The organism is Rhizobacter sp. (genome assembly GCA_019635355.1).
Taxonomy (GTDB): domain Bacteria; phylum Pseudomonadota; class Gammaproteobacteria; order Burkholderiales; family Burkholderiaceae_C; genus Rhizobacter.
Window position 1 is genome coordinate 3044966 of record JAHBZQ010000001.1, and the last position, 25406, is coordinate 3070371.

The 25406-nt window shown below is 69.4% G+C and carries 20 protein-coding genes; 10 read left to right on the forward strand and 10 right to left on the reverse strand.

Going from position 1 to position 25406, the window contains the following annotated elements; all coding sequences use genetic code 11:
* Positions 1-29: 29 nt before the first annotated feature.
* Positions 30-1607 carry a malonate decarboxylase subunit alpha gene (locus KF892_13830; GenBank protein ID MBX3626089.1) on the forward strand — a complete coding sequence of 526 codons (1578 nt, stop codon included), beginning with the start codon at positions 30-32 and terminating at the stop codon, positions 1605-1607.
* Positions 1608-1614: 7 nt separating this feature from the next.
* Here KF892_13830 and KF892_13835 read toward each other — a convergent pair whose 3' ends face one another.
* The gene (locus tag KF892_13835; protein MBX3626090.1) at positions 1615-4062 is read right to left on the reverse strand and encodes a hypothetical protein; all 2448 of its coding nucleotides are present in this window, start codon (positions 4060-4062) and stop codon (positions 1615-1617) included.
* A gap of 361 nt (positions 4063-4423) precedes the next feature.
* Here KF892_13835 and KF892_13840 point away from each other — a divergent pair, with 361 nt between their 5' ends.
* Positions 4424-6115 carry a tannase/feruloyl esterase family alpha/beta hydrolase gene (locus KF892_13840; GenBank protein ID MBX3626091.1) on the forward strand — a complete coding sequence of 564 codons (1692 nt, stop codon included), beginning with the start codon at positions 4424-4426 and terminating at the stop codon, positions 6113-6115.
* On the opposite strand, the gene KF892_13845 is transcribed toward KF892_13840, so the two are convergent.
* The gene (locus tag KF892_13845; protein MBX3626092.1) at positions 6102-7652 is read right to left on the reverse strand and encodes a chemotaxis protein; all 1551 of its coding nucleotides are present in this window, start codon (positions 7650-7652) and stop codon (positions 6102-6104) included. The two genes, KF892_13840 and KF892_13845, sit on opposite strands and share 14 nt — an antisense overlap.
* Positions 7653-7802: 150 nt before the next feature.
* Here KF892_13845 and KF892_13850 point away from each other — a divergent pair, with 150 nt between their 5' ends.
* From KF892_13850 to KF892_13870, 5 genes are read left to right on the forward strand one after another with little or no spacing between them, the layout of a single operon-like run.
* A complete protein-coding gene (locus KF892_13850; GenBank protein MBX3626093.1) occupies positions 7803-8786 on the forward strand; it encodes an SDR family NAD(P)-dependent oxidoreductase in 984 nt (327 codons plus the stop codon).
* 22 nt (positions 8787-8808) lie between these two features.
* Positions 8809-9366 carry a hypothetical protein gene (locus KF892_13855; GenBank protein ID MBX3626094.1) on the forward strand — a complete coding sequence of 186 codons (558 nt, stop codon included), beginning with the start codon at positions 8809-8811 and terminating at the stop codon, positions 9364-9366.
* 16 nt (positions 9367-9382) lie between these two features.
* Positions 9383-10741: an AMP-binding protein gene (locus tag KF892_13860; GenBank protein ID MBX3626095.1), complete on the forward strand. Its 1359-nt coding sequence runs from the start codon at positions 9383-9385 to the stop codon at positions 10739-10741.
* Positions 10738-11292 carry a nicotinamide riboside transporter PnuC gene (pnuC, locus tag KF892_13865; GenBank protein ID MBX3626096.1) on the forward strand — a complete coding sequence of 185 codons (555 nt, stop codon included), beginning with the start codon at positions 10738-10740 and terminating at the stop codon, positions 11290-11292. Before KF892_13860 ends, pnuC begins: the two co-directional genes overlap by 4 nt.
* Positions 11289-12290 carry an AAA family ATPase gene (locus tag KF892_13870; protein MBX3626097.1) on the forward strand — a complete coding sequence of 334 codons (1002 nt, stop codon included), beginning with the start codon at positions 11289-11291 and terminating at the stop codon, positions 12288-12290. Before pnuC ends, KF892_13870 begins: the two co-directional genes overlap by 4 nt.
* On the opposite strand, the gene KF892_13875 is transcribed toward KF892_13870, so the two are convergent.
* From KF892_13875 to KF892_13895, 5 genes are all read right to left on the reverse strand, one after another.
* Complete coding sequence (locus KF892_13875; protein ID MBX3626098.1) at positions 12287-13165, reverse strand: alpha/beta fold hydrolase; 879 nt, start codon at positions 13163-13165, stop codon at positions 12287-12289. The genes KF892_13870 and KF892_13875 overlap by 4 nt on opposite strands.
* A 16-nt stretch (positions 13166-13181) precedes the next feature.
* Positions 13182-14147: an AEC family transporter gene (locus KF892_13880; GenBank protein MBX3626099.1), complete on the reverse strand. Its 966-nt coding sequence runs from the start codon at positions 14145-14147 to the stop codon at positions 13182-13184.
* Between the two features lie 41 nt (positions 14148-14188).
* Positions 14189-14776, reverse strand: a complete 588-nt coding sequence (locus tag KF892_13885; protein ID MBX3626100.1) for a hypothetical protein — start codon at positions 14774-14776, stop codon at positions 14189-14191.
* Between the two features lie 80 nt (positions 14777-14856).
* Entirely contained in the window at positions 14857-15438 is a 582-nt protein-coding gene (locus KF892_13890; protein ID MBX3626101.1) for an outer membrane beta-barrel protein, read from the reverse strand.
* Between the two features lie 54 nt (positions 15439-15492).
* The gene (locus tag KF892_13895) at positions 15493-18147 is read right to left on the reverse strand and encodes a DNA topoisomerase III (protein MBX3626102.1); all 2655 of its coding nucleotides are present in this window, start codon (positions 18145-18147) and stop codon (positions 15493-15495) included.
* Between the two features lie 139 nt (positions 18148-18286).
* On the opposite strand from KF892_13895, the gene KF892_13900 reads away from it, so the two are divergent.
* The 3 genes from KF892_13900 to KF892_13910 all read left to right on the forward strand — a co-directional run bounded on the left by KF892_13900 (position 18287) and on the right by KF892_13910 (position 20509).
* A complete protein-coding gene (locus KF892_13900) occupies positions 18287-18799 on the forward strand; it encodes an SET domain-containing protein-lysine N-methyltransferase (GenBank protein ID MBX3626103.1) in 513 nt (170 codons plus the stop codon).
* A gap of 124 nt (positions 18800-18923) precedes the next feature.
* On the forward strand, positions 18924-19838 hold the full coding sequence (locus tag KF892_13905) for a biotin--[acetyl-CoA-carboxylase] ligase (protein MBX3626104.1): 915 nt from the start codon (positions 18924-18926) through the stop codon (positions 19836-19838).
* Entirely contained in the window at positions 19838-20509 is a 672-nt protein-coding gene (locus KF892_13910) for a hypothetical protein (GenBank protein MBX3626105.1), read from the forward strand. Before KF892_13905 ends, KF892_13910 begins: the two co-directional genes overlap by 1 nt.
* Here KF892_13910 and KF892_13915 read toward each other — a convergent pair.
* From KF892_13915 to gap, 3 genes are all read right to left on the reverse strand, one after another.
* Positions 20487-22127, reverse strand: a complete 1641-nt coding sequence (locus KF892_13915) for a S8 family serine peptidase (GenBank protein ID MBX3626106.1) — start codon at positions 22125-22127, stop codon at positions 20487-20489. The genes KF892_13910 and KF892_13915 overlap by 23 nt on opposite strands.
* 39 nt (positions 22128-22166) lie before the next feature.
* Complete coding sequence (locus KF892_13920; protein MBX3626107.1) at positions 22167-24146, reverse strand: S8 family peptidase; 1980 nt, start codon at positions 24144-24146, stop codon at positions 22167-22169.
* A 213-nt stretch (positions 24147-24359) separates the two neighbouring features.
* A complete protein-coding gene (gene gap, locus KF892_13925; protein ID MBX3626108.1) occupies positions 24360-25358 on the reverse strand; it encodes a type I glyceraldehyde-3-phosphate dehydrogenase in 999 nt (332 codons plus the stop codon).
* Positions 25359-25406: the final 48 nt, after the last annotated feature.

Consider the following 25406-nt stretch of genomic DNA (forward strand, 5'->3'; position numbering starts at 1 on the left):
AGCCCACCCCGGACTTTGAGGACCCCGCCATGAGCAAACTGATCGATGCAAAAGCCGCCGCCGGCCTGATCCCCGATGGCGCCACCGTGTGGCTGGGGGGCCTGGCGATGATGGGTTTCGCCGAAGAGATCGCGAAGGCGATCGAGGCGCGTTACCTGGCAAGCGGCCACCCGAAGAACCTGACCACCTGGGCCTCGGGCGCGATCGGCAACGCGAAGGACGGCGGCATGGTGCACTTCGCCCACCCCGGCCTGCTCAAACGCATGATCGCGGGCCACTACGGCCAGTGCGGCGCCAACCTGATGAAGATGGTGATGGCCGGCGAGATCGAGGCCTACAACTTCCCGCAGGGCTCGCTGTCGAACCTGCCCAAGCACATCGCGGCGCGCACGCCGGGCCTCTTGACCAAGGTGGGCCTGGGCACTTTCGTCGACCCGCGCATCGAGGGCGGCAAGATGAACTCAGCCACCACCGAGAGCCTCAACGAGGTGGTGCAGTTCGCCGGTGAAGAGTGGCTCTTCTATCCGTCACCCAAGGTCGACGTGGCGCTGATCCGCGCGACGCTCGCCGACGAGAAGGGCAACCTCTCGATGGACAAGGAAGGTGTGCTGCTCGAAACCCTCTCGGTCGCGCAAGCGGTCAAGGCCAACGGCGGCCTCGTGATCGCGCAGGTCGAGCGCATCGTGAAGGCCGGCTCGCTGCACCCGAAGTCGGTGAAGGTGCCGGGCCTCGTGGTCGACCGTGTGGTGATCTCGAAACCCGAGAACCACATGCAGACCATCAGCACGCAGTACAACCCGGCGCTCGCGGGCGACATCCGTGTGCCGGTGAGCGCGTTCAAGCCCATGCCGCTCGATGCCCGCAAGGTGATCGCCCGCCGCGCCGCGGCCGAGCTGATCGAGGGCGCGGTCGTGAACCTCGGCATCGGCGTGCCCGCGGGCGTGCCGGCGGTGGCGTTCGAAGAAGGCCTGGGTGATGCGTTCGAGCTGTCCGTCGAGTCGGGCGTGAACGGCGGCGTGCCGCAGATGGGCGGCGACTTCGCGCTCTCGCTCAACGCCGAGTCGATCATCGAGCAGCCGCTGCAGTTCAACTTCTACGACGGCGGCGGCATCGACGTGAGCTGCCTCGGCCTCGCGCAGGCCGATGCGAGCGGCAACGTCAACGTCAGCAAGTTCAGCGGCCGCCCGGTCGGCTGCGGCGGCTTCATCAACATCACGCAGAGCGCGAAGAAGCTCGTCTTCTGCGGCACCTTCACCGCCGACGGGCTGGAGCTTCAGATCGGCGGCGGCCTGCTCAAGGTGACGAAGGAAGGCGCGCACCGCAAGTTCATCCACCAGGTCGAGCAGATCACCTTCAGCGGCCCGGGCTCGGTGCAGCGCGACCAGACGGTGCTCTTCATCACCGAGCGCGCCGTCTTCCACCTCACGGCCGACGGCCTGGAGCTGACCGAGGTCGCGCCCGGCATCGACCTCGAACGCGACGTGCTCGCGCACATGGACTTCAAGCCGGTGATGAAGCACGTGCGCACCATGGACCCGGGCATCTTCCAGGAGACCTGGGGCGGCCTGGCCGACGCGATGCGTCATGCCAGGCCGCTGAGCAAGTAATCCGCGCTCAGTGGTGGTGCTTGCGCGGCCGCGCCTGGTCGGGCCGGCTGTAGTCGCACACCCCCTCGGGGAAGATCTGCTTGAGCTTCGCGACGGCCGCGGCGTTGGGCATCCACGGCGCATAGGTGCCGTCGCGCAGCGCCCGCTCGACCGGCTTGAGCGCGCACTGGTAGATACCGCCCTCGATCGGCGCACCGGCCACGGTGCGTGAGGTGCCGTAGATCGGGAAGCGCTGCGTGCACGGGCCCGGCGGCAGCGAGTCGAGGATGCCGTTCCACGCATCGTCACCGGCGTAGATCAGCTGGCCGTACACGTCGAAGCAGCTGTCGACCGCCCGCGCGGGTCGGTTGCGGGCGATGCCCTTCTTCGGGTTGGCGCGGATGTTGGCCATCCACTCGTCCATCACCGCAATCGCGTCCATCGACTGGCTGGCCTTGGGCTGGCCGGGCATCGTGTCGGTGAACCAGATCACCAGGTGGTCGGCACGGCCCATCTTCTCGAGCACCCGCTTTCGCACCGCGAACGACTGGTGCACGTTGTGCATGTCGAGCTCACGCTCCATGTACTGGCGGTGGTCGATGGTCGGCAGCGAGAGTTCGCCGTCGAACACATGGCCCGAGGTGTAGGCCGCACGCGTGGCGATCGGGTCGCCCTTCGTGCGCGGCGCGGGCTGGTCGGCTGCGGGACTCAGGCGCATGTTGCGGCGGCTCCACGGGTCGAAGTAGCCCGGCTCGGTGAGCGCCCGGTTGATCTCGGCTTGCGAGGTGCCGAAGAACGGGAAGCCCTCCTGCACCATCTCGCTCGGGTGCTTCCAGCCGCCGACCTTGAAGTTGAGGTCGAGGAACTCGTCGGGCGTGATCTTGCCTTCCTTCAGCGAGCGCAGGCCGTACTGCACGCCGACGTTGTCCCACGTGGGGCGGGCGGCGCCGGTCGCGTCGACACCGTAGACGTTGCGCAGGTCGTCGTAGTGCGTCCAGCGAATGGCGGCGATGTCGCTTTGCGGCTCGTAGAGCTGCTGGTTGGGCGCCTGGCCGTACCAGGGGTTCATCGCGAGCGGCGTGAGCCCACGCCAGGCCGGCACGCACTCGGTGGTGCCGGGTGCGGTGCTGTAGCCGAGCGCCGTCTTCAATGGCGCGAGCGCATCGTTGACACGCGCGAAGCCTTCCTCGGCGTTCATGCCGACGAGCCAGCTGCGGTTCTTCGTCACGCGCCACTTCGGGTTGTTGCGGTCGGTCGCGTCCATGTAGTGCTCGAGCAACTCGCAGTCGCCCACGTGGATGGTCTGCGTGACCATGTCGGGGTACGACTGCACCGGCAGCGCGGCATCGAGGATGCCCGGCTGGTTCTGCTGCAGCAGGTACTGCTGGATCGCGCCACCCGAGCCGCCCAGGCCGTAGGTGTAGAGCGGCACGCCGTAGCGCTCGACGAAGCGCTCCTTGGTCATCATCGCGGTCTCGGCGGCCAACGTCATGTTGTAGTGCGTGCCGGTGTTGTTGCCGCTCGAGTGCACGATGGCCGTGCCGGTGCGCAGGATGTCGGCGTTCATCGCGCCGCCATGCAGCGTGCCCTGCGAATGGCCCACCGCCACGCCGCCCTGGAACCAGTACTGCAGCCGCTTGTTCCACAGGCTCAGGTCGGGTGACGCCGGGTTCTCGCCGCGTGGCGCGAGCATGGCGAAGCTGTAGAGGAAGCGGTTGATGGTGCCGCGCTCCTGGCGCACGATGAAGTCGACCTCGCGGCCGTCGGCGAGCGTGGTCTTGGCCATGTCGGCGGGCGTGGAGCCGTCGGTGGGCAGCGGGCGCCACTGGTTGGCGGTGCTGCGGTACACGTAGCTGACGAAGGTCTCGATGGAGCAGGTCTTGCTGTAGCCGATGCGCGCGCCGTTGGTGTCGAACACCGGGAAGCCCGGGCCTGAAGCCGACTCGACCAGCGGCTGCCGGCCCACCGCGCCTTGCGTGGTGGTGCAGACGAAAGGCTCCTGCTGCGGGCCCGAGAAGATGGGGCCGGTGATCGGGTGGTTGGTGAGCACGAGGCGGTCGCGCAGCAACGTGCCCAGGATCTTGTGCCGCACTTCCAGCACATTGCGGCCATCGACCAGCCCGGTGACCACGCCTTCCAGGCCGTCGTCGGTGGGCGCGAGCACGCCGCGCACACGCTTGCCGTTGACCCACAGGTCGAGCTTGTCACGCAAGCCGCGCGGCGCGCGCACCGCGATGCGCGCATCGCCGCCCGAGACGTACTGCGGCGGGCTGGAGAGCACGGTCAGCTCGACCGGCCCGTGGCGGTCGCTGTCGTGGGCACCATCGCCGCGTGCGTTGGATCCTGCCGACTGCGCTACCTCGCGCGCGCTGTCATCGCTTGGGCCGGCCTCGCGGCCCGCATCACCGCCGCCACCACATGCGGCCAGCAGCAACGCGCTGGCGGCAGAGACGGCCTGAACCTTCCAGGTCTTCATGCTGGTGTCTCCTTTGGCCCGGTCGGGCCTTGTTGGTTGTTCGACCCGGAGCGCCGGGCGAGGCCACCTTAGCCCCACGGGCGAAGGTCGCATAGCGGTGTTACGCGGGGTGGCGAGCCGCGCGCGCAAGCGCTGTCGGGTCATAAGCAATGGGGCGCGCGCGGCGCCGACGGCCCCGATCCACACCTCGCACAGGCTCCTCGTGGATCGCCCATGCGGGCGCCGAGTGCGGGATTGCCCGCAAACTGCATGCGAGCCAATTGCTTAAATTTAATAAGCAATTTGGGCTCGGCTGGAACCGGGCCCGTTGCGCCCCTAGGGACACACGAGCCGACTCAGAGCGGCCAGCCAGGAGACATGCATGACTTCATTGCGACTACTCACGTCGGCCGCCCTCGCCGTGGCCACGCTCGCCGCCTGCGGCGGCAACGATGACGACAACACCGGCCTGCCCCGCCTCGCCGCCGCCACACCGGCCACGCTGTCGGGCAACTGCGCCGACCTCGCCTCGCGCCTGAACCTTGCCAACACCACCATCACCTCGACCACCGAGGTCGCGGCCGGCACGCTGCTCGTGGGCGGCCAGCCCATCGCGGCGCACTGCCGCGTGGTCGGCTCGATGTATCCGCGCACCGGCATCGACAACAACGCCTACGCCATCGGCTTCGAGATGCGCCTGCCGCTCAACTGGAACGGCCGCTTCTTCTACCAGGCCAACGGCGGCATCGACGGCAACGTGGGCACCGCCACCGGCGCGGTCAACGGCGGCGCCGGCCTCACCAATGCGCTGCACATGGGCTTCGCCGTCATCAGCTCCGACGCAGGCCACAGCGGCGCGCTCGGCCCCAACTTCGGCATCGACCCGCAGGCCCGCCTCGACTACGGCTACCAGGCGGTGCAGAAGCTCACGCCCATGGCCAAGAGCCTGATCCAGACGGCCTACGGCAAGGCGCCCGACCGCTCGTACTTCGGCGGCTGCTCCAACGGCGGGCGCCACACGATGGTGGCGATGAGCCGCTTCGCCGACCAGTACGACGGCTTCCTCGCCGGCGCCCCCGGCTACAACCTGCCCAAGGCCGCCATCGCCAACATCTTCGGCGCGCAACGTTATGCGCTGATCGACCCGGCCAACCTGGCCAACGCCTTCACGCCGGCCGAGCGCACGACGGTGGCCAACGCGGTGCTCGCCAAGTGCGACGCGCTCGACGGCGCGACCGACGGCCTGGTGCAAGACGTGGAAGCCTGCCGCGGCGCCTTCAACCTCGCGAACGACGTGCCCACCTGCCCCGGTGCACGCGACGGCACGTGCCTCACCACCTCGCAGAAGATCGCCATCGCGCCGATCTTCAGCGGCGCCACCACCAGCACCGGCCGCTCGTTCTACGCGAGCTTCCCCTACGACCCGGGCATCGCAAGCTCCGGCATCCCGTTCTGGGAGTTCATCGCGCCGGTCGCGCTCGACACCGGCGGCGTCGGCCAGATCTGGAAGGTGCCGCCCGAGCCGGTGGCCGGCTTCAACGGCGCGGCCTTCGCGCTCAACCTCAACATCGACCTCGCGCTGCAGTGGATCGAGACGACGGATGCGACCTACACCGAGTCGGCCATGAGCTTCATGACGCCGCCCAACCCGACGCAGCTCTCGACACTCAAGAACCGCGGCGCGAAGGTGATGGTCTACCACGGCGTGGCCGATCCGATCTTCTCGGTCGACGACACCAAGGCCTGGTACGACGGCCTGCGCACCCGCAACGGCGGTGACGCCAGCAACTTCGCGAAGTTCTACCGCGTGCCCGGCATGGGCCACTGCTCGGGTGGCCCCGCCACCGACCAGTTCGACATGCTGACGCCGCTGGTGGACTGGGTGGAGCAAGGCACCGAGCCGCAGGCCATCACCGCCACCGCGCGCGGCACCGGCAACGCGGCCGGCGCCAACGCCGAAGTGCCGGTGGGCTGGGGCGCGAGCCGCACCCGCCCGCTGTGCCCCTATCCGAAGGTGGCGCGCTACAACGGCACGGGTGACGTGAACCTGGCGGCGAGCTTCAGCTGCCAGTAGCGAGGGCGCGGGCCGGCGGTGCCGCTGCGGGAGCAGCGGCACCGTCGGTCCTGTTGACGCTGCACATCACCACCAGCTCGGGGCCCGCGGGCAGCACGTAGGCCATCTTCTCCACCGGCAGCTTGGTCTGCGGGTGCAGGCTCTTGAACTCGATCCAGCCGCCACCCGCATCGGCGCAGGCATAGGTCTTGGCGTTGAGCTCGTCGATGTTGACGCCGGGGGCGGCCACCGCGGGTTTGTCGGCCTTGTTCGGGTCCATGCCGAAGGCGCGGAAGTAGCCCTTGCGGTCCATCACGATGATGAAGAGGTCGCGGTCGACGAAGCCGCCGTCGCGCGCATGGAAGCGGCTCACGGCCGAGGGCAGCCCCGCGCTGTGGATCAACGCCACCGCCTTGTCGACCAGCGCGCGCGCCTCGTCGGCGCAGCCCTGGCGCAGCTTCATGCTGATCACCGCGGCCGAGAGCTGGCGCGCCTGCTCGCGCAAGCGCTCGGCCGACTTCACCGAGCTATCGACCATGCGGGCGTTGCTCTGGGTGATGCCGTCCAGGCTCTGCACCGACTGCTCCATGCCCTGCAGGCCGCTCTTCTGTGCGGCGCTCGACTCGGAGATCACACGCGCCTTGTCGGCCACCTGCGAGATGCCCTGCATCACCGACTGCAGCGACTGGCTCGCCTCGCGGATGCGGCTCATGCCGACCGTCACTTCAGCGGCCGAGCCTTCGATCAGCGTCTTCACCTCGGTGGCCGCCTGCGCGCAGCGCTGCGCGAGCGTGCGCACCTCGCTCGCCACCACCGCGAAGCCACGGCCGGCCTCGCCGGCACGCGCGGCTTCCACCGCGGCGTTCAGCGCGAGGATGTTGGTCTGGAAAGCGATGCCGTTGATGACGCCGATGATGTCGGTCATCTGGCCCGAGCGTTTCTCCAGGCCCTGCATCGAGTGCACCGCCGATTCGACGATGGCGGTGCCGCCTTCGGCCGCGTGGCGCACGCGGGCGGCCAGGCCGTCGGCCTCTTGCGCGTCGCTCGCGTTCACCTGCACGGTGGTCACGAGCGAGGCCATGCTCTCGGAGGTGTGGTGCAGGCTCTTCGCCTGCTCTTCGGTGCGGCCGTGCAACTCGTGGGCGCTGGCCGAGAGACGGTCGCCGGCCATCGCCACGAGTTGCGCCTCGCTGCGGATGGTGGACACGAGTTGCGAGAAGCGGCGCGTCATCGCTTCCAGGCTGCGCGCCATGTCGGCCAGCTCGTCGCGCCCGGGCAGCACCCGCGACTGCGTGAGGTCACCGGCGCAGAGCGCGTTCACCATCTCGTCGAGCGCGCGCATCGCGCGGCTCAGGCTCAGGTGGAAGCACAGCGCGACGTAGAGCCACAGCACCATGGCGGCGCCGGCCAGCGGCCACGCGGCGGCGTTGCCGAGCATCAGCGGCAGCGGGGCGGCCAGCAGCGGCACGGCCAGCAGCACGAGCTTGCCGGGCAGGCGCAGCCGCTGCATCGCAGCAAGGCCGGGGCGCAAGCACCAGGACAGGAAACGGGAGCGCATGTGGACCTCCGTCGGGTCGGGTTCGTTCGCCCGTTATCGGCGCCCCCCACCCAAACTGAACGCCGCGGTGCGGCTATCGGAACAAAGGCGACACGGGCCGGGGGTAGAGTCGGTTCACCCCCAAATACATCACACCCAGGAGAGGCCTCCATGACCACCGACACCGCGCGCATCACCTCCCGTTTCAACCGCAAGAGCACCGCCTTGGAGGTGATCGAAGGCCTCTCGCTGGCCGGCCGCCACATGCTCGTGACCGGCGGCGCCTCGGGCCTCGGCCTCGAGACCTCGCGGGCGCTCGCCAAGGCCGGCGCGACGCTCACCCTCGCCGTGCGTGACATGGCCCAGGGCGATGCCGCCGCCACCGCACTTTCCGGCGACACCGGCAACCCCAACATCCGCGTGGCCCGGCTCGACCTGGCCGACCTCGCGAGCGTGGCGCAGTTCGCCGACGACTGGCGTGCCCGTGGCGAGCCGCTGCACGTGCTCGTCAACAACGCCGGCATCATGGCCTGCCCGCTCAGCCGCAACGCCCATGGCTGGGAAGCGCAGTTCGCCACCAACCACCTCGGCCACTTCGCGCTCACGCGTGCGCTGCTGCCGGTGCTGCTCAAGAGCGAGGCCCCGCGCGTGGTGGCGCTCAGCTCCTCGGGCCACCGGCTGAGCCCGATCGTGTTCGACGACATCCAATTCGAGAAGCGTGAGTACAACAAGTGGAAGGCCTACGGCCAGGCCAAGACCGCCAACGCGCTGATGGCCCTGCACCTCGACACGCTGCACGCGAAAGACGGCCTCACCGCCAACGCGGTGCACCCGGGCGGCATCCGCACCGGGCTGTCGCGCCACATCACGCGCGAAGAGATGGAGGCGATGGGCTGGGTGAAGCCGGGTGCTGCGCCGGGGGAGATCCCGCCCGGCTTCAAGACCCCCGAACAGGGCGCCGCCACCACCGTGTGGGCCGCGACCGCACCCGAGCTGCAAGGCCACGGCGGGCGCTACCTCGAAGACTGCAACGAGGCCGTGCCCTCGCCCGACGGCGAGCGCCGCTACGGCTACGTGGCGCACGTGCGCGACCGCGACGCCGCGGCCCGCCTGTGGACGGTGAGCGAGGCCATGCTCGCGCAAGCGGGTTTCTGACCTCGGCGCCTGCCCGTCGGCCTTGGACATCGCCCAGCACCTGCACTGGACGCTCGCCTGGGTGCTGCTGCCGCTCGCCGCACTGATGGCGGCCGGCGGTGCGCTGCGCACCGACCTCGCGCGGCCCTGGCGCACGCTCCTCACCTGCGCCGCGGGCGGCGTGACGATGGTGCTGATGCTGCGTGCCGCGCGCCACGGCCTCGGGCAGTGGCCGGTGCCCGTGTTCGTGTGGCTGGGTGCGCCGGTGGTGCTGGCGCTGCTGGCCGTGGTGGCGCTGGCGGCGAGCCGCGCGCTCTTCGTGGTGTTCGCATTGCTGGCGCTCGTGGCGCTGCACGGCTGGATCGTGCTGATCGCCCTCTGGCTCGGCGGCCTCGCCGGCCTGCACCGGCTGCACGACGTGCTCTTCTTCATCACGCTGCCGATGCTGGTGGCCGGGCTGTGGAAGCAGTTGCGCACGCCGGTGCCGGTGCCGGACCCGCCGCCGCCGTCACCCCCCTCCGTCCCACGCGAAGAGCAGTTGCAGCAGCGGCTCGACAGCGCCGAGGCGCAGGAAGCGGCCGACAAATACACCCGTGACTGATCCCCACGCGACGGACCTGCGAGAACTCTTCTCACCGGCTCGGCTGCCCGGCCTGTCGGCGCAGGGGCGCGCCCTGTTGCGCCGCCTGCGCGAGCACCCGCAGGCGCCCCGCTTCCGCGACTTCAGCGGGCACCGGCTCGGCCTCGCCGAACGCTGGCAGGCGCGTGCGCGCCAAGCGTGGTGGCAGCGCCATGCGGCGCCCGACTGGCTGCCCGGCGAGCCGCTGCCCGCGTGGGTGAGCCCCTTCATCGCACGCTGCGCACGCGAGGTCGACGCGCATGCCGGCAAGGGCGCGAAGCCGTTCGAACACCTGCCGACGATGGACCGGCAGGCGCTCGCCACCCGCCTGGCCGCGCACGTGCCGCGCGGGCGGCCGTTGGACCAGCTCATCTGCTTTTCCACCAGCGGCACCACCGGCCACCCGCTGCGCGTGCCTTCGCACCCGCGCGTGGCCTGCGACTACTTCGCGCAGCACCGTCGCGCGCTGGCGCTGTTCGGCATCGTGCCGAAGGCCGGCACGGGCGAGGTCGGCATCGTGCTCGCGGGCTTCCAGCAGCGCTGCTTCACCTACGTGTCGGTCAACCCGCTGCAGGGTGAATGCGGGCTCGCCAAGATCAACCTGCACCCGGCCGAATGGCGGCACCCCGCCGACCGTGCGGCCTACCTCGAGGCGATGGCGCCCGAGCTCATCTCGGGCGACCCGGTCTCGCTGGCCGAGCTGCTGCGCCTCGGCTTGCGGCACCGGCCACGTGCGCTGCTGTCGACCTCGATGGCGCTCTCGGCCGGCCTGCGCGCCGAGCTGGAAGCCACCTTCGCCTGCCCGGTGCTCAATCTCTATTCCTTGAACGAGGTGGGGCCGGTGGCGGTGGAAGTGCCGGCGCGCGGCGGCTTCGTGCCGCTGCAGCCGCGCCTGCTGATCGAAGTGGTCGACGACGCGGGCCGCCCGCTGCCGCCCGGCGAGCGTGGCGAGATCACCGTCACCGGCGGCTTCAACCCCTGGCTGCCGCTGCTGCGCTACCGCACCGGCGACCACGGCTCGCTCGTGCGCACGGCACAGGGCCTGCTGCTGCAGGGGCTGGAAGGGCGGGCGCCGGTGCGCTTTCGCGGCGCCGATGGCCGCTGGCACAACAACATCGAGGTCACGCGCGCGATGGCGCCGTTTGCGCTCGTGCGCTACGCGCTGCACCAGCGTGCCGACGGCCAGCTCGTGTTGCGCGTGGACGCGGCCGAGCCGCTTGCGCCCCTCGCCCCGCGTCTTCGCGAATCGCTCACCGCGCTGTTCGGCCCCACGCCCGTCGAGATCACCGCGCTGCAGGCCGACGACAAGGTGCGCCAGTACACGAGCGCGCTGGCCGGCGCCGAGTCCGCGCGATGAGCCCGCTCGAAGTCGCGGCCAACGTCTTCGCCACGGCCTCGATCTGGCTGGCCGCGCGCAACAACGTGCACCTGTGGTGGACGGGCATCGTCGGCTGTGCGCTCTTCGGCGCCCTCTTCCTGCAGACGCAGCTCTACGCCGACGCCACGCTGCAGGTCTTCTTCATCGCCACCAGCCTCTGGGGCTGGCGCCTGTGGCGGCACGGTGCCGGGGGCGCGCCCACGCCGGTGCAGCGCACCTCGGCGCGCACGCTGGTGGCGCTGACGCTGGCCGCGCTGGCCGTGACCGCGCTTTACGGCAGCCTGCTCAAGCACTGGACCGATGCCTACGCGCCCTTCATCGACTCGGCCGTGCTCGCCTTCAGCGTGGTCGCGCAGCTGCTGCTGATGCAGCGGCGCATCGAGACCTGGCCGACCTGGCTGATCGTCAACACGCTCTCGGTGCCGCTCTTCGCGTCACGCGGCTTGTGGCTCACCGCCACGCTCTACGCCGTGTACTGGGTCAACGCCTGGCATGGGTGGTGGCACTGGCGGCGGGAGATGCGGCGGTGAGCCACCGTTTCAAGCTCGGCCTCGTCGTCGGCAAGTTCGCGCCGCTGCACCACGGCCACCTGCACCTGATCGACACCGCGGCGGCGCAATGCGAGCGGGTGCTGCTGCTGAGCTGGTGCGAGCCCGAGCCTGCGCGTTGCGACGCCGCCACCCGCCGGCGCTGGCTGCAGGCCTGCCGGCCGCAGCACGAGGCCTGGGTGTTCGACCAAAGCTCGTTCGCGCAGGGTTTGCCCCCCGATGCGAGCGACGATGCGACGCAGCAGCGTTTTCTCGCGTGGCTGCTGGCCGAGGTGCTGCAACAAAAGCCCGATGCGATGTTCGCGAGCGAGGACTACCTCGTGCCGTGTGCGGCGCGGCTGTCGCAAACGCTCGGCCACGCGGTGGCGCCAGTGATGGTGGACCGCAACCGCAGCACGGTGCCGGTGAGCGCCACGCGCATCCGCGAGCAGCCGGTCGCTCATCGACAGCACCTGCCCGCCGCCGTGTGGGCCGACTGGGTGCCGCGCGTGTGCCTGCTCGGCGGCGAGTCCAGCGGCAAGAGCACCCTGGCGCAGGCCCTCGCCGAACGACACGGCACCGTGTTCGTCGCGGAATACGGCCGCGAGCTGTGGGAGCGCCAGGGCGGGGTGTTGCAGGAGCCCGACCTGCTGCACATCGCCGAAGAGCAGCTGCGGCGCGAAGACGCCGCCGCGGCGCAGGCCGGCGCCTTCCTCGCCTGCGACACCTCGCCGCTCACCACGCTCTTCTACGCGCTCGACCAGTTCGGTCGCGCCGACCCCGCGCTGCAGGCGCTGGCCGCGCGTCGCTACGACCTCGTGGTGCTGTGCGAGCCCGACTTCCCCTTCGTGCAGGACGGCACGCGCCGCGACGCGGCGTTTCGGCAGCGGCAGACCGACTGGTACGTGGCGCAGCTTGCGCAGCGCGGCATCACGCCCTTGCGCGCGCGCGGTTCCGTCGACGACCGCGTGCGACGGATCGAAGAGGCGCTGGGCCTCTAGCCGCCCAGCACCCGCTGCACCCACCCCACCACGTCGGCGATCACCTCGTCGCGGTGGGTCTCGTGCAGCACCTCGTGGCGCGCACCGGGGTAGACCTTCACCGTGATGTCGGTCGCCCCCGCCGAGCGGAAGCGTTCCACCAGCGGCTCGAAGTAGGCGAGCTGGCGGTGCATCGCATCGTCGCCCCCGACGAAGAAGAAGAGCGGCATCGTCGGTGGCACCACGCGGAAGGCGCCCGGCGGCGTGGTGCGCGCGTAGGCCGCATACATCGACTGGCGCGACTTCACGTTCAGGCGGTGGCCGCACAGCGGGTCGGCGATGTAGGCGTCGACCTGCGCTTCGTCTCGGCTCAGCCAGTCGAAGGGCGTGCGGCGCACCACGGCCGGCGCGGCGGCCTTGTCGGCCAGCTTCCAGGCCGAGGCATTGCCGGCTTCGGCGAGGTCGAGCGCGACGGTGCCGGTGAAGGCGGCGGCGTCGACCTCGTGCGCGTGGTCGAGCAGGTAGACCTTCACCGCGAACGAGCCCATGCTGTGCCCGAGGAGGATGAGCGGCACGCCGGGGTGGCGCCCACGGGCGAACTCGCTCACGCGCCGCATGTCAGCCACCAGGCCCGGGAAGCCACGCGGCCCGAGCTCGCCTTTTTCGTGGCGGCGCAGCGCCTCCTCGCCGTGGCCGCGGTGTTCGTTGGCGTAGACGGCCACGCCGGTGGCCGCGAGTGCTTCGGCGAGCGCGCGGTAGCGGCGTGCGTGCTCGCCCATGCCGTGGGCGATCTGCACGATGCCGCGCACGGACGCCGCATCGTCGGTCCACGAGTGCAGGTCGATCGGGTGGCCGTCGTCGGCGGCGAGGCGGTGGTACGTCTGGAGCACCGTCATGGCGTCACGGTTTTGGTCAGAGGTGCGTCACGATCCACAACCACACCGGCGCGGTCAGGGCGAAAGCGAAGGTCGACACCGTGATGGTGGCCGTGGTCTCGCCTTCGAGCGAGTGGTAGCGCTGCGAGAAGATGAGCGCGTTGTTGCCGGTGGGGAGCGCCGCGGCCATCACCACCACCGACAGCGGAAGGCCCGACAGGCCGAAGCCCCAGTGCCCGACCACCAGCACCACCGCCGGCAGCAGCAGCAGCTTCCACAGCGACAGGCGCACGGCACCGGCCAGCGCGCCTTGCAGACCGTACTGCGCAAGCGAGAGGCCGATCAGCACCAGGCACAAGGGCACGACCGCGTGGCCGAACTGCACCAGCACCTCGTCGATGAGCGCGGGGGTGGGCGCTCCCAGCGCGTTCCACACCAGGCCGGCCAGGATGGGCAGCACCACCGGGTGGATGATGGTCTTGCGGGCGGTGTCGAAGAGCATGCGGCCGATGTGCGCCTCGGCATCGCCGCTGCGCGCGCGCTCGCGGGCGAGGTCGAGCTCCACCAGCGCGGTGAGCACGGTGAGCAGCGTGAGCGCATGCAGGCTCACGATGGCCACGTGGATGGGCAGGCCCTGCTCGCCGAACATCGCCGCCGCCATCGGGATGCCCAGCTGCACCGTGTTGCCGAAGCTCGCGGTGATGGCCCGCACGCTCGGGCCCGCGGTGGGCAGGCCCGGCGTGCGGCGCTGCCACGCGTAGAGCACCACCATCAGCACCACGATGGGCACGAAGAAGGCGGCCAGCGTGCCCCAGGGCAGCGTGGTGAAGTCGATGTGCGAGGTGGTGCGAAAGAGCAGCGCCGGCACGAAGATGTAGAAGGCCGCGTAGCCCAGCACCCGCGCCGGGTCGTTCTCGCCCAGCCAGCGCATGCGCCCTGCCCCGTAGCCGATGGCCACCATCAGCAAGATGGCGAGGAGCTTGAGCAGGATGAGCGAGTACATCTGGAAAGCGGCCGGGCGGGCCCGGCCGGAGTCGCGTCAGATCAGAAGTAGTAGCCGACGTAGACACCGCCGTGCGAGCCGTCGAGCGTCACGTCGTTGAAGCCGTTGTTGACCTTGAAGCGCTCATTCACGTAGCGCACCTTGATGCCCACCGATCGGTAGGGGAAGAACTCGCCCTCGACCACCCCGCCCAGGCTCGCCTTGAAGCTGGTGTTGGGGATGGTGTTGCTCGCCACGCCCGAGGCGTGCAGGCGGGCGTTGGCCGAGTAGCGCGCCCCGCCGCCCAGGCGGAACCAGTCGGTGAGGTAGACGTGCCCGAGGGCTTCGACCGGCGTGCGGCTCCAGCGCACGGTGGCGTTGGAGGCTCGCACCTGGTCGACGTGGTAGCCGAAGAGCAACTGCGTCGACACGCGGCTCGTGAATTGCAGTTCGATGCCGCCGTGCAGGGCGAGGAGCGCCCCGGCGTGCACTCGGCTCTCATCGACATTGCTGTTCTGGTAGTAGACGGTGGCAATGGTGTCGCCGCCCGCGGTGACGCCGAAGCCCACCATGGGCTTGACCAGCACCTGTGCCGGAACGCTGCTGGCCGCAGCCCATGCCATCGCGGCGATGGCGATGTTCTTGTTCATTCAAACCTCCCTGTTGCGCTGTTGTTGTGAAAACGAAGACATGGCGCAGCCCTCACTGCGCCGCAAACCGTCAACCACCTTCAGAAGAAATAGCCGACGAAGTAGATACCGCCGTGGTTGCCCTTGAGCGTTCTGCCACCCGCCGTTTCGGGCTCGAATTTCTCGGATACGTAACGCAGCTTGATGCCGAGGTTCCGGCCGATCGTGAATTCGCCTTCGACCACCGTGCCCCACGCGGGCTTGTAGCTTTCGCTTGGAACATCGATGCTTGCCGCTCCCGACGAGCGCGTGCGAGCCTTGTCGGTGTAGCGCGCACCGCCGCCCACGCGGAAGGTGTCGGTGAGGCGGAAGTGGCCGAGCAGCTCGGCGGGGTAGCGGTCGAACTTCACATCCCCATTCGAAGCGGCAACGCCGTCGACGTGGTAGCCGATCAGAGCCTGCGCCGACACCAGTGGGCTGAACGTCATCTCGACGCCAGTGGTGAAAGCAATCAGCCCCCCGGCACGCACCTTGTCGGAGTCACCATTGGTGTAGGCGATTGGCGCCACCGTGTCTCCGCCGAATGTGAAGCCCAGACCCACAAGCGGGCGCACCACGGGCTGCGCCGAGGCTGCCTGTACAGCGCCCAGCGCCAGCGCGGCGACCGCGAGTTTTGTCTTCATGCACCACCTCCAGGATTGCGTTGGACCAGCGTCGCGGCCATTTTGCAGCAGCCCTCAAGCCGCCTTCTTCGCTGCGGCTTTCTTGGCCGGGGTCTTCTTCGCAGCCACCTTCTTCGCCGGCGCGGCCTCGACCGGTGCAGCCTCCTTGGCGGCAGCCTTGGCCGGCGCGGCCTTCGCGGGCGGCGCCTTGCCGGCGCGCGGCTGGAACTCGAAGCTCACCTTGCCTTCCTTCTTGTCGAAGGCGAGGAAGGCCTTGAACTTGCGCCGCGTCTTGTTGGAGACGAAGTTCTCCAGCAGGTCGGTCTTGCCGGTGGCCAGCAGCTTCGTCATCTGCTCGCGCGCCACCGGCTGCTGCAGGATGATCTTGCCGCTCTTGAAGTCGCAGGTCACGTTGGCGCCCACGGCGTGCTCGCACACGTAGCTCGTGCCGTGTTCGTAGACGCGGCCCTGGTCCTTGGGGCAGACACCGAGCGGCTCCTGCCCCGAGAAATCGACCGGCTCGCCGGACTCGCCTTCCTTCTTCGCGTCTTCGCCGAAGTCGAACTCGAGCTTCCAGTTCTTGATCTCGTCGTCGAACACGAGCTTGAGCTCGGCGGTGAAGGGCCAGCCCGCCTTGGAGCGGAAGCCTTCGAGCGGGCCGATCTTCTTGTGCACGAGGAAGTCTTCGACCTCGTGCAGCTCGAAGCTGCGGCCACCCGGAATCTTGCCGATGGAGAAGCCACAACCTTCGCCGTCACCCGACTTGCCGGTGCAGGTGAAGCGGCGATAGTTCTCTTTCACCACGCCGCCGCAGTTGGGGCACGGTGCCTTGAGCGTCGCGTAGTCGCCTGGGATGGTGTCGCGGTCGTATTCCTTGGCCTTGGCGACGATGCGCTGCGTCATCGCGGCGATCTCGGCCATGAACTTGTCGCGGCTCAACCGGCCTTTCTCCATCTCGGCCAGCTGAAATTCCCAGTTGCCGGTGAGCTCGGGCTTGGTGAGGTCTTCCACGCCCAGGCCGCGCAACAGCGTGGCGAGCTGGAAGGCCTTGGCGGTGGGAATCAGCTCGCGCCCATCGCGGTGGATGTACTTCTCGAGGATCAGGCCTTCGATGATGGCCGCGCGCGTGGCCGGTGTGCCCAGGCCCTTCTCCTGCATGGCCTCGCGCAACTCGTCGTCGTCGATCAGCTTGCCCGCACCTTCCATCGCCGAGAGCAGCGTGGCTTCGGTGTAGCGCGCCGGCGGCTTGGTCTTGAGCGCGTTGACGTCCACCGCTTCGGTGCGCACGACCTCGCCCTTCTCCACCGCCACGAGGTTGGCGTCGTCTTCCTGGGCCTCGCGGCCGTAGATGGCGAGCCAGCCAGGCTTGACCATCACCTTGCCGTTGGTCTGGAAGCTGTGGCCCGCCGCCGTGCTGATGCGGGTGGTGACCATGAACTCCGCCGGCGGGAAGAACACCGCCAGGAAGCGCTTGACCACCATGTCGTACAGCTTGGCCTCGACCTCGGTCAGGCTCTTGGGCGCGATCAGCGTGGGGATGATGGCGAAGTGGTCCGACACCTTGGCGTTGTCGAAGATGCGCTTGTTGGGCTTGACGTAGCCGTTCTTGATCGCCGTCTTCGCGTGCGTCGACAGCGCCTTGAGCGGGCCCGGCATGTCTTCGTTGGCGATCATCTCCATGGTGTTCTTCACCACGGCCACGTAGTCTTCCGGCAGGTGCTTGCTGTCGGTCCGTGGGTAGGTGAGCGCCTTGTGCTTCTCATACAGCGCCTGCGCGATGCTGAGCGTGGTCTTGGCGGAAAAGCCGAAGCGCGAGTTGGCCTCGCGCTGCAGCGTGGTCAGGTCGTACAGACCGGGCGAGCTTTGCGTGCTGGGCTTGCTTTCCTCGGTGACGGTGGCGGGCTGGCCCCGTGCGGCATCGGCGATGGCCTGGGCGGTCTTGGCGTCCCACACACGGTCGGCGCGCTGCTCGGGGTCGTCGGCGTTCTTCTTCCACTTGGGGTCGAACCACTTGCCTTCGTATTCACCGGCCTGGGCGGCAAAGCTCGCCTTGATCTCCCAGTAGTCGCGCGCCACGTGCTTGCGGATCTTTTCTTCACGCTCGACCACGATGCTGAGCGTGGGCGTCTGCACGCGGCCCACGGTGGTGAGGAAGAAGCCGCCGTCGCGCGAGTTGAAGGCCGTCATCGCGCGGGTGCCGTTGATGCCCACCAGCCAGTCGGCCTCCGAGCGGCTGCGCGCGGCTTCGGCCAAGCCTTGCAGCTCGGCGTCGGAGCGCAGGTGCTCGAAGCCCTCGCGGATGGCCTGCGGCGTCATGCTCTGCAGCCACAGGCGCTTGACCGGGTGCTTGCTCTTCGCGTGCTGCTGGATGAGGCGGAAGATCAGCTCGCCCTCGCGGCCCGCGTCGCAGGCGTTGATCAGTTCGCCCACGTCCTTGCGCTTGACCAGCTTCACGATGGCGTTGAGCCGGCCCTTGCTCTTGTCGATCGGGTTCAGCTCGAAGTGCGGTGGGATCACCGGCAGGTTGGCAAAGCTCCACTTGCCGCGCTTGACGTCGAACTCCTCCGGCGCCTTGATCTCCAGCAGGTGGCCCACGGCCGACGTCACGATGTGATGCTCGCCCTCGAAGTACTCGTCGTGCTTGTCGAACTTGCCGGCGACCGGCGTCAGCGCACGCACGATGTCCTGCGCGACCGACGGCTTCTCCGCAATGATCAAAGACTTGCTCATGGCTCTTTCTGTGTTCCTTGTGCCGGTGTCGCCGGCGCTCTCTCTACAATCCAGCCTCTCGCGCGCATGCGCATGCGCACACACGTATGTGCACACACGCATGCGCGCACCCATGAATTCAATGTACCCAAACAGCACGATGACGCAAGCCCGCCGCGCCGCCCCCCCTGCCACGACCGCGAAGGCGGCACCCAAGGCCGCGTCTGCGGGCAAGCGCATCCAGGTCCGCCGCAGCGGCGTGCACGGCAAGGGCGTCTACGCCATCGCCCCCATCGCCAAGGGCGAGACCATCATCGAATACAAGGGCGAGACCATCTCCTGGGACGAAGCCCTGCGCCGCCACCCGCACGACCCGAGCGACCCCAACCACACTTTCTATTTCTCGCTCGACAGCGGCGACGCGATCGACGCCAACGTCGGCGGCAACTCGGCCCGCTGGATCAACCACGCGTGCAACCCCAACTGCGAGGCCGACGAGCAGAATGGCCGTGTCTTCATCAAGGCTTTGCGCAACCTGAAGCCGGGCGAGGAACTGTTCTACGACTATGGCTTGACGATCGACGAGCCCTATACGCCCAAGCTGAAGAAAGAATACGAATGCCGCTGCGGCGCAAAGAACTGCCGCGGCACCATGCTCTCGCCGAAACGCTGAACGCACGTGACATGAGACCCTCACTGTCAACCCGAGCTGGCGGGCCGAGCGCCGGGCCGCTCCCAAGCCGGCCCGCCATCCCCATGGGGGATCGGCTGACGTACCCGTCGGCCGAGGGGCAGACATGAACCACTCCTTGCAATGGGGAGCAGAAGCGCTGTGGCAGCGGCTGGAGCCGCTGTTGCCCGGCCTGAGCGTGGAGGTGGTGGCGCGCAGCGTCTCCACCAACAGCGCACTGCTCGAGCGGGCCCGGGTGCGCGCCGAGCCGCCCACCGATGAGCTGGTGCAGGTTCGCCGCAGCATCGAAAGCGGCGCCTTCGGCCGCCGCGCCGCCGACGTGCAGCCCTGCCTGCTCGTGGCCGAGCACCAGACGGGCGGCCGCGGCCGACTGGGTCGCACCTGGCAGGCGAGCATCGGCGCCTCGCTCACGTTTTCGCTCTCGTTGCCGATGAACCCGGCCGACTGGTCGGGCCTGTCGCTCGCGGTCGGCGTGGCGATCGCCGACGCGCTGGAGCCCGCCGGCGCGCGCGTCGGCCTCAAGTGGCCCAACGACCTCTGGCTGATGGACCCGGCGCCCACCCCGGGCGCGCCTCCCGGGCGCAAGCTGGGCGGCATCCTCATCGAGACGGTGACGGCCGGCCCGGTGCGCCTGGCCGTCATCGGCATCGGCCTCAACATCACGCCGCAGCCTCTCGAAGACCTGAGCAGCGGCTACGCCTGCCTGCAGGAGCTCGACCCCGACGCCACCGCCCCGAGCACGCTGGCCCTGGTGGCCGAGCCGCTCGTGCGGGCCCTGAAAGACTTCGAACGGCACGGCTTCGCGCCCTTTGCCGCGCGCTACGCCGCCCGCGACCTGCTGCGCGGCCGCAACGTGACCACCACGCAGGCCAACGTGCCCACCGGCGTCGCGGCCGGCATCTCGCCCACGGGCGCGCTGCTCGTGCGCGACGCGGCCGAGCTGCACGAGGTGAGCAGCGGCGAGGTGAGCGTGCGGCTCGTGCGCGACGGCGACGACGGCCGTGCCGGAGACAGCCGCTGATGCTGCGCCTGCTGGTGGTGGTGCTGCTGCTGGCCAACCTGGCGTTCTATGCGTGGACGCAGGGCCTGCTCGACAACGTGATCGGCGTGCGTGCGCAAGGCGACCGCGAGCCCGACCGGCTCACGCGCCAGGTGAGGCCCGAGACCATCCGCGTGCTGCCGGCCGCGTCGGCTGTGGCCATCGCGGCCACGGCCACCGAGCCCGCCCCCGTGTGCCTCGAGGCCGGCCCGTACACGCCGGCGCAGATCACGGCCGCCGAAGGTGTGCTGCAGACGGTGCTGCCGGCCGGCAGCTGGGCCAGCCTCAAGACCGAGACGCCCGGCGTATGGATCGTCTACATGGGCAAGTACCCCAACCGCGAGGCGCTGCAGAAGAAGGCCGACGAACTCAAGCGCCTGAAGATCGGCTTCGAGGAGCTGCGCAACGTGCCGCCCGAGCTGGCCGATGGCCTCGCCCTCGGCCGCTACGACAACCGCGCCGCGGCCGACAAGGCGCTGGCCGAGGTCACGCAGCGTGGCGTGCGCACCGCCCGGGTGATGCCGCTCTCGCCGCCCGCCGTCACGCACAGCCTGCGCGTGGAGCGCGCCGACGCCACGCTGCAGGCGCGGCTGGCCGGCCTGCGCGCCGAGCCGCTGCTCGGCAAGAGCTTCACCGCCTGCGCCCGCCCCTGATCGGCCGGCGCTGCGACTGCAGCGCGGCCACCGCCAGCGCGAGCCCCAACAGCCACAGCGCACCCAACGCTCCGCCCCCACCGTCGTCCGACGCACCCGCTGGCGGCGGTGGTGACGCCGCATAACGCAGCGCGCCCTCGGCATCGAGCACGCCCGCGCCGCAGGTGCTGGTGGTGCACACGCAGGTGTTCGGACTCGACGACGAACACGCCGGCACCCCACCCGCCGACTGCACATGCGGCCGTGCCGTGGCGCGCAGGCCGGCGATCACCTGTGCCACCGTGAGCCGCTCGTTCACGCTCAGCATCAGGCTGATGACGCCCGAGACCACGGGCGTGGCGAAGCTCGTGCCGAACACGTTGCCGTAGCTGTCGGCCCCCGGCGCCTGGCTGCCAGTGTTGAGCAGCGTGAGCAGGCCATCGTCGGCATCGGGGTCGCCGCCGACGGTGGCGACGGTGACCTGTGGCCCGAAGTTCGAATACGAGGCCTTCAAGCCATCGCGGGCGAGGGCCGCCACGCCGACCACCCCGCGGCAACTCGCGGGCCGCGTGACGGCGCCGGCCTCGTTGCCGGCCGCGGCCACCACCACCACGCCGACGCTCGCCAGCTCGTCGACCGTGCTCTGGTACAGCCCGCCGCACGCGGCACTGCCGCCGAAGCTGATGTTGACGATGCGCGCCGGGTGGGGGTTGAGGGGCGCCCCCGGCACCGCGAGGCCGGCCGCCCAGCGCATGCCGTCGGTGATGTCGAGCACGGTGGCGCCGCACTTGCCTGCCACCCGCACGGGCAGCACGCGCCCGTTCCAGCTCACGCCCGCCACGCCGAGGTTGTTGTTGGTGGCAGCGGCGACGACGCCGCTGATGATGGTGCCGTGCCAGGAGCTGGGTTGCTCGGGGCAGGTGTCGAAGAGCGCGGGGTTGCCGGTGATGTCGGCCGGCGAGACCCAGTCGCCGGGGTCCGACGGATCGGGGTCGCGGCCGTTTCCGTCGTTGGCGTATTCGAGTTCCGAGACGAAGTCGTAGCCCGGCAGCACACGCCCGGCCAGGTCGGCGTGGGCGGTGATGCCGGTGTCAAGCACTGCCACCACCGCGCTCGGCCGGCCGGTCTGCCAGGCCCACGCGTTCTGCACCCCCGGGGCCCCGTAGCTCGGCAGCTGGCCGCCGGTGGTCTCGCCGTCGGGGCGCAGCCACCACTGGCCGAGATCGGTCGGCGAGACGTAGCGGAAGTAGGGGTCGTCGGGCGTGGGCAGCGCCTGCAGCAGGCGCTCGCGGGTGTTGGGCTCCACCCATTCGACCTCGGGGCGGGCACGCAGCCGCGTGGCCAGGGCTTCAGCTTCCGCTTCGGAGAGGCGGCGGCCGAAATTCAGGTGCTGGGCGTCACGCCCGGCCGGGCGCAGACGCGCTTCGGTGATGCGCTCGGTTTGCAGCAGGCGCTGCAGGCGTTCGGTGTGGCGCGCCTGTTCGGCAGCGCCGAGGCGCGCCGCCCGCTCATGGGCCGGCGCATCCCGCAGCTTGACGATGAGACCGTCGGCCGGCGCGGCCCACACGGCGGCGCCGCAGGTCAGCCCTACCGCCACCAGCACCCCGAATTGCCGACCGAACCTGCTCCAGATCCCCATGGCGCCTCCTCAAGATGGAGCGCCGCGGGGAGGGTGAACTCACTGCCGGCGGCGCGACACCTTCCGGGGGCAAATGCGGTTCCGCTGCACTTGCAGGGCGACCACCGCCATCGCGAGGCCGGTCAGCCAGACGAGGCCGAGGGCACCGCCGCCGCCGCCACCCCCACCGCCACCCGTGATGAGCGCAGGTGCCCCCACGTTCACCGCCTGCGCCGTGGTCGATTGGGCACCCGAGCTGTCGGTCACCGTGACGCTGACGCTGAAACGCCCTTGGGCCGACGGGGTGACCGTGACCGTCGGCCCGGTGGTCGTGCCCAGGCTCGTCACGATGCCGCCGCCATCGACGAGCGTCCACTGGTAGCTGGCGAGGGTGCGCGGGCTCAGCACATAGCTGTTGGCCACGCTCAGCGTCAGTGCCTGGGCGGCACGCGGCGCGGTCGCGCTCTGCGTGATGCGGGCCTGCAGGCCGCGCTGTGCGCCGAGCACGGCGGCGTTGGTGTCGAGCATGCCGGCGCCGCAGGTGCTGGTGGTGCAGTAGCACTCGCCTTGGGAATTGCCGTCGGGTGCGCGGCATGCAACCGTGCCGGGGTCGCCGCCCCAGGCCGGGAAGGCCCGCGCACTGCCCTGGAGCGCGGCCCGCACCTCGTTCACCGTCATGGCCGGGCGCACCGAGAACATCAAACCCACGGTGCCGGCCACCAGCGGCGCCGAGAAACTCGTGCCGACCGCAGCGTTGTCACCATCGGTGTAGCCCGAGGCCACCGGCGAGGTCGTGCCGGTGTTGGTCGCCGTCATGATCGGGTACAGGCACTGCCCACTGGCGTTGACGCAATTGCCACCGGGCGCCGCGATCGCCACTTCGGGGCCGACATCGGCAAACCCGACCTTGCTGCCGACATGGCGCAAGCCCGTGACGGCGACAACGCCATTGCAGTTGGCCGGTGACGACACCGCATGGCCGTCGCTGTTGCCGGCCGACACCACGACCACCACCCCCAGGGCGACGACTTCGTTGATGGCCTGTTGGTAGGTGGTGGAACACCCGCCCTCGCCCCCCAGGCTCATGTTGATGACCTTCGCGGGCGTGGGGTTGGTCGGCACACCCGTGACCGGAATGCCGGCCGCCCAGCGAATGCCCGCCGCGATGTCGGAGGTGAAGCCACCGCACTTGCCCAGCACGCGCACCGGCAACACCTGCACCGTGCGCCCGACACTCGCCATGCCGACGCCGTTGTCGGTCAGCGCACCGACCAGGCTGGCGGTCTGCGTGCCGTGCCAACTGCTCCCTTCCACCAGGCAGCCGCTGAAGTTGGCGGTCTGCACGTCCGAGCTGCTGACCCAGTCGCCCGGATCGGAGGGGTCGCTGTCGCGGCCATTGCCATCGTTGGCGGTGGCCAGGGCGATGGCGGAGTCGCCCGAAATCATGTCGTAGCCCGCCAGCATGTTGCCGACGCCGGCACCGAGCAGGTCGGGGTGGTCGAAGCGCACCCCGGTGTCGAGCACAGCCACCACCACGGAACTGCTCCCGGTGGTGGTGTCCCACGCCGTCTCGGCGTTGATGGCCGAAACGAGCGTCGAATTCGATGGCTTCAGGTACCACTGGCCGGAGACCGGCCCGCCAGAGCCCACCAGCACGGAGCTGTAGCGCGGGTCGTTGGGCGGTGCCATGCGACGGTGGCGCACATCGGGCTCGGCGTATTCCACGTCGGGCTGCGCGGCCAGCCGCCGGGCGAGTTCGACCGAGCTGATGCCGTTGGCACTGACCACCTGGGCCCGCTCGCTCACCGCCGCGCCGGCATTCAGCGCCACCCCCACGCGTTGGCCGAGCACCAGTGCACGCTCGGCACCCACCGACGCTGCGCGCGCCCTGTCAACCAGGAGAGACGAGCCCGCCTTGAACTTCACGATGACCCGTGCGTTCTCGACCGTCACCACGCTTTGCGCCTGCAGTGCCGGTGAATGAAGACCCAGGGGTGCCAGCAAGGCAAGGGCAACCACGGCGGGCCAGGATGTGCGCATGAACAGAACTCCGAAGGATCAAGGTCGCTAACACGCGATTCCGTGGGTACGGCAACGGACGGCGTGACCGCGAAGTGTAGGCACGGGCCCACAGCCCCTCGTGTCACGACTCGTGGCAAATCACCCAACGGAAACGCCCGGTTGCAACAAAGTCCAGGCCGGCAAGCAAAAAGGCCTCTTGCGAGGCCTTTTGTTGCAGTGCGAGATGCCAGCTTATTTGGCGATGACGCGCACCATCTCCAGCACCTTGTTGGAGTAGCCCCACTCGTTGTCGTACCAGGACACGAGCTTGACGAAGGTGCCGTCGAGCGCAATGCCGGCTTCGGCGTCGAAGATCGAGGTGCGGGGGTCGCCACGGAAGTCGGTCGCGACGACCTTGTCTTCGGTGTAGCCGAGCACGCCCTTCATGGCACCTTCCGACTGCGCCTTCATCTCGGCGCAGATTTCCTTGTAGGTCGCTTCCTTGACCAACTCCACGGTCAGGTCGACCACCGACACGTCGGAGGTCGGCACGCGGAAGGACATGCCGGTCAGCTTCTTGTTGAGCTCGGGGATCACCACGCCCACGGCCTTGGCGGCGCCGGTCGACGACGGGATGATGTTTTCCAGGATGCCGCGGCCGCCGCGCCAGTCCTTGTTCGACGGGCCGTCGACGGTCTTCTGCGTGGCGGTGGCGGCGTGCACGGTGGTCATGAGGCCACGCTTGATGCCCCACTTGTCGTTCAGCACCTTGGCGAGCGGGGCCAGGCAGTTGGTGGTGCACGAGGCGTTGGAGATGATGGCCTCGCCCTTGTACGACTTGTCGTTCACGCCGTAGACGAACATCGGGGTGTCGTCCTTCGACGGGGCCGACATCACGACCTTCTTGGCGCCAGCGTCGATGTGCTTTTGCGCGGTTTCCTTGGTGAGGAAGAGACCGGTCGACTCGACGACGATGTCGGCACCGACCTCGGCCCATTTCAGGTTGGCGGGGTCGCGCTCTTGCGTCAGGCGGATCTTCTGGCCGTTGACGATGAGCGTGTTGCCGTCGACGGCGATGCTGCCGTCGAAGCGGCCGTGCACGCTGTCGTACTGCAGCATGTAGGCGAGGTAGTCGGGCTCCAGCAGGTCGTTGATGCCGACGATCTGGACGTCCTTGAAGTTGGCGACAGCTGCGCGCAACACCATGCGCCCGATGCGGCCGAAGCCGTTGATGCCGATCTTGATGGTCATGTCATTCGCTCCTGTGAATTGAAAGTCTTGCCAAGTCTCCGTCCGCCC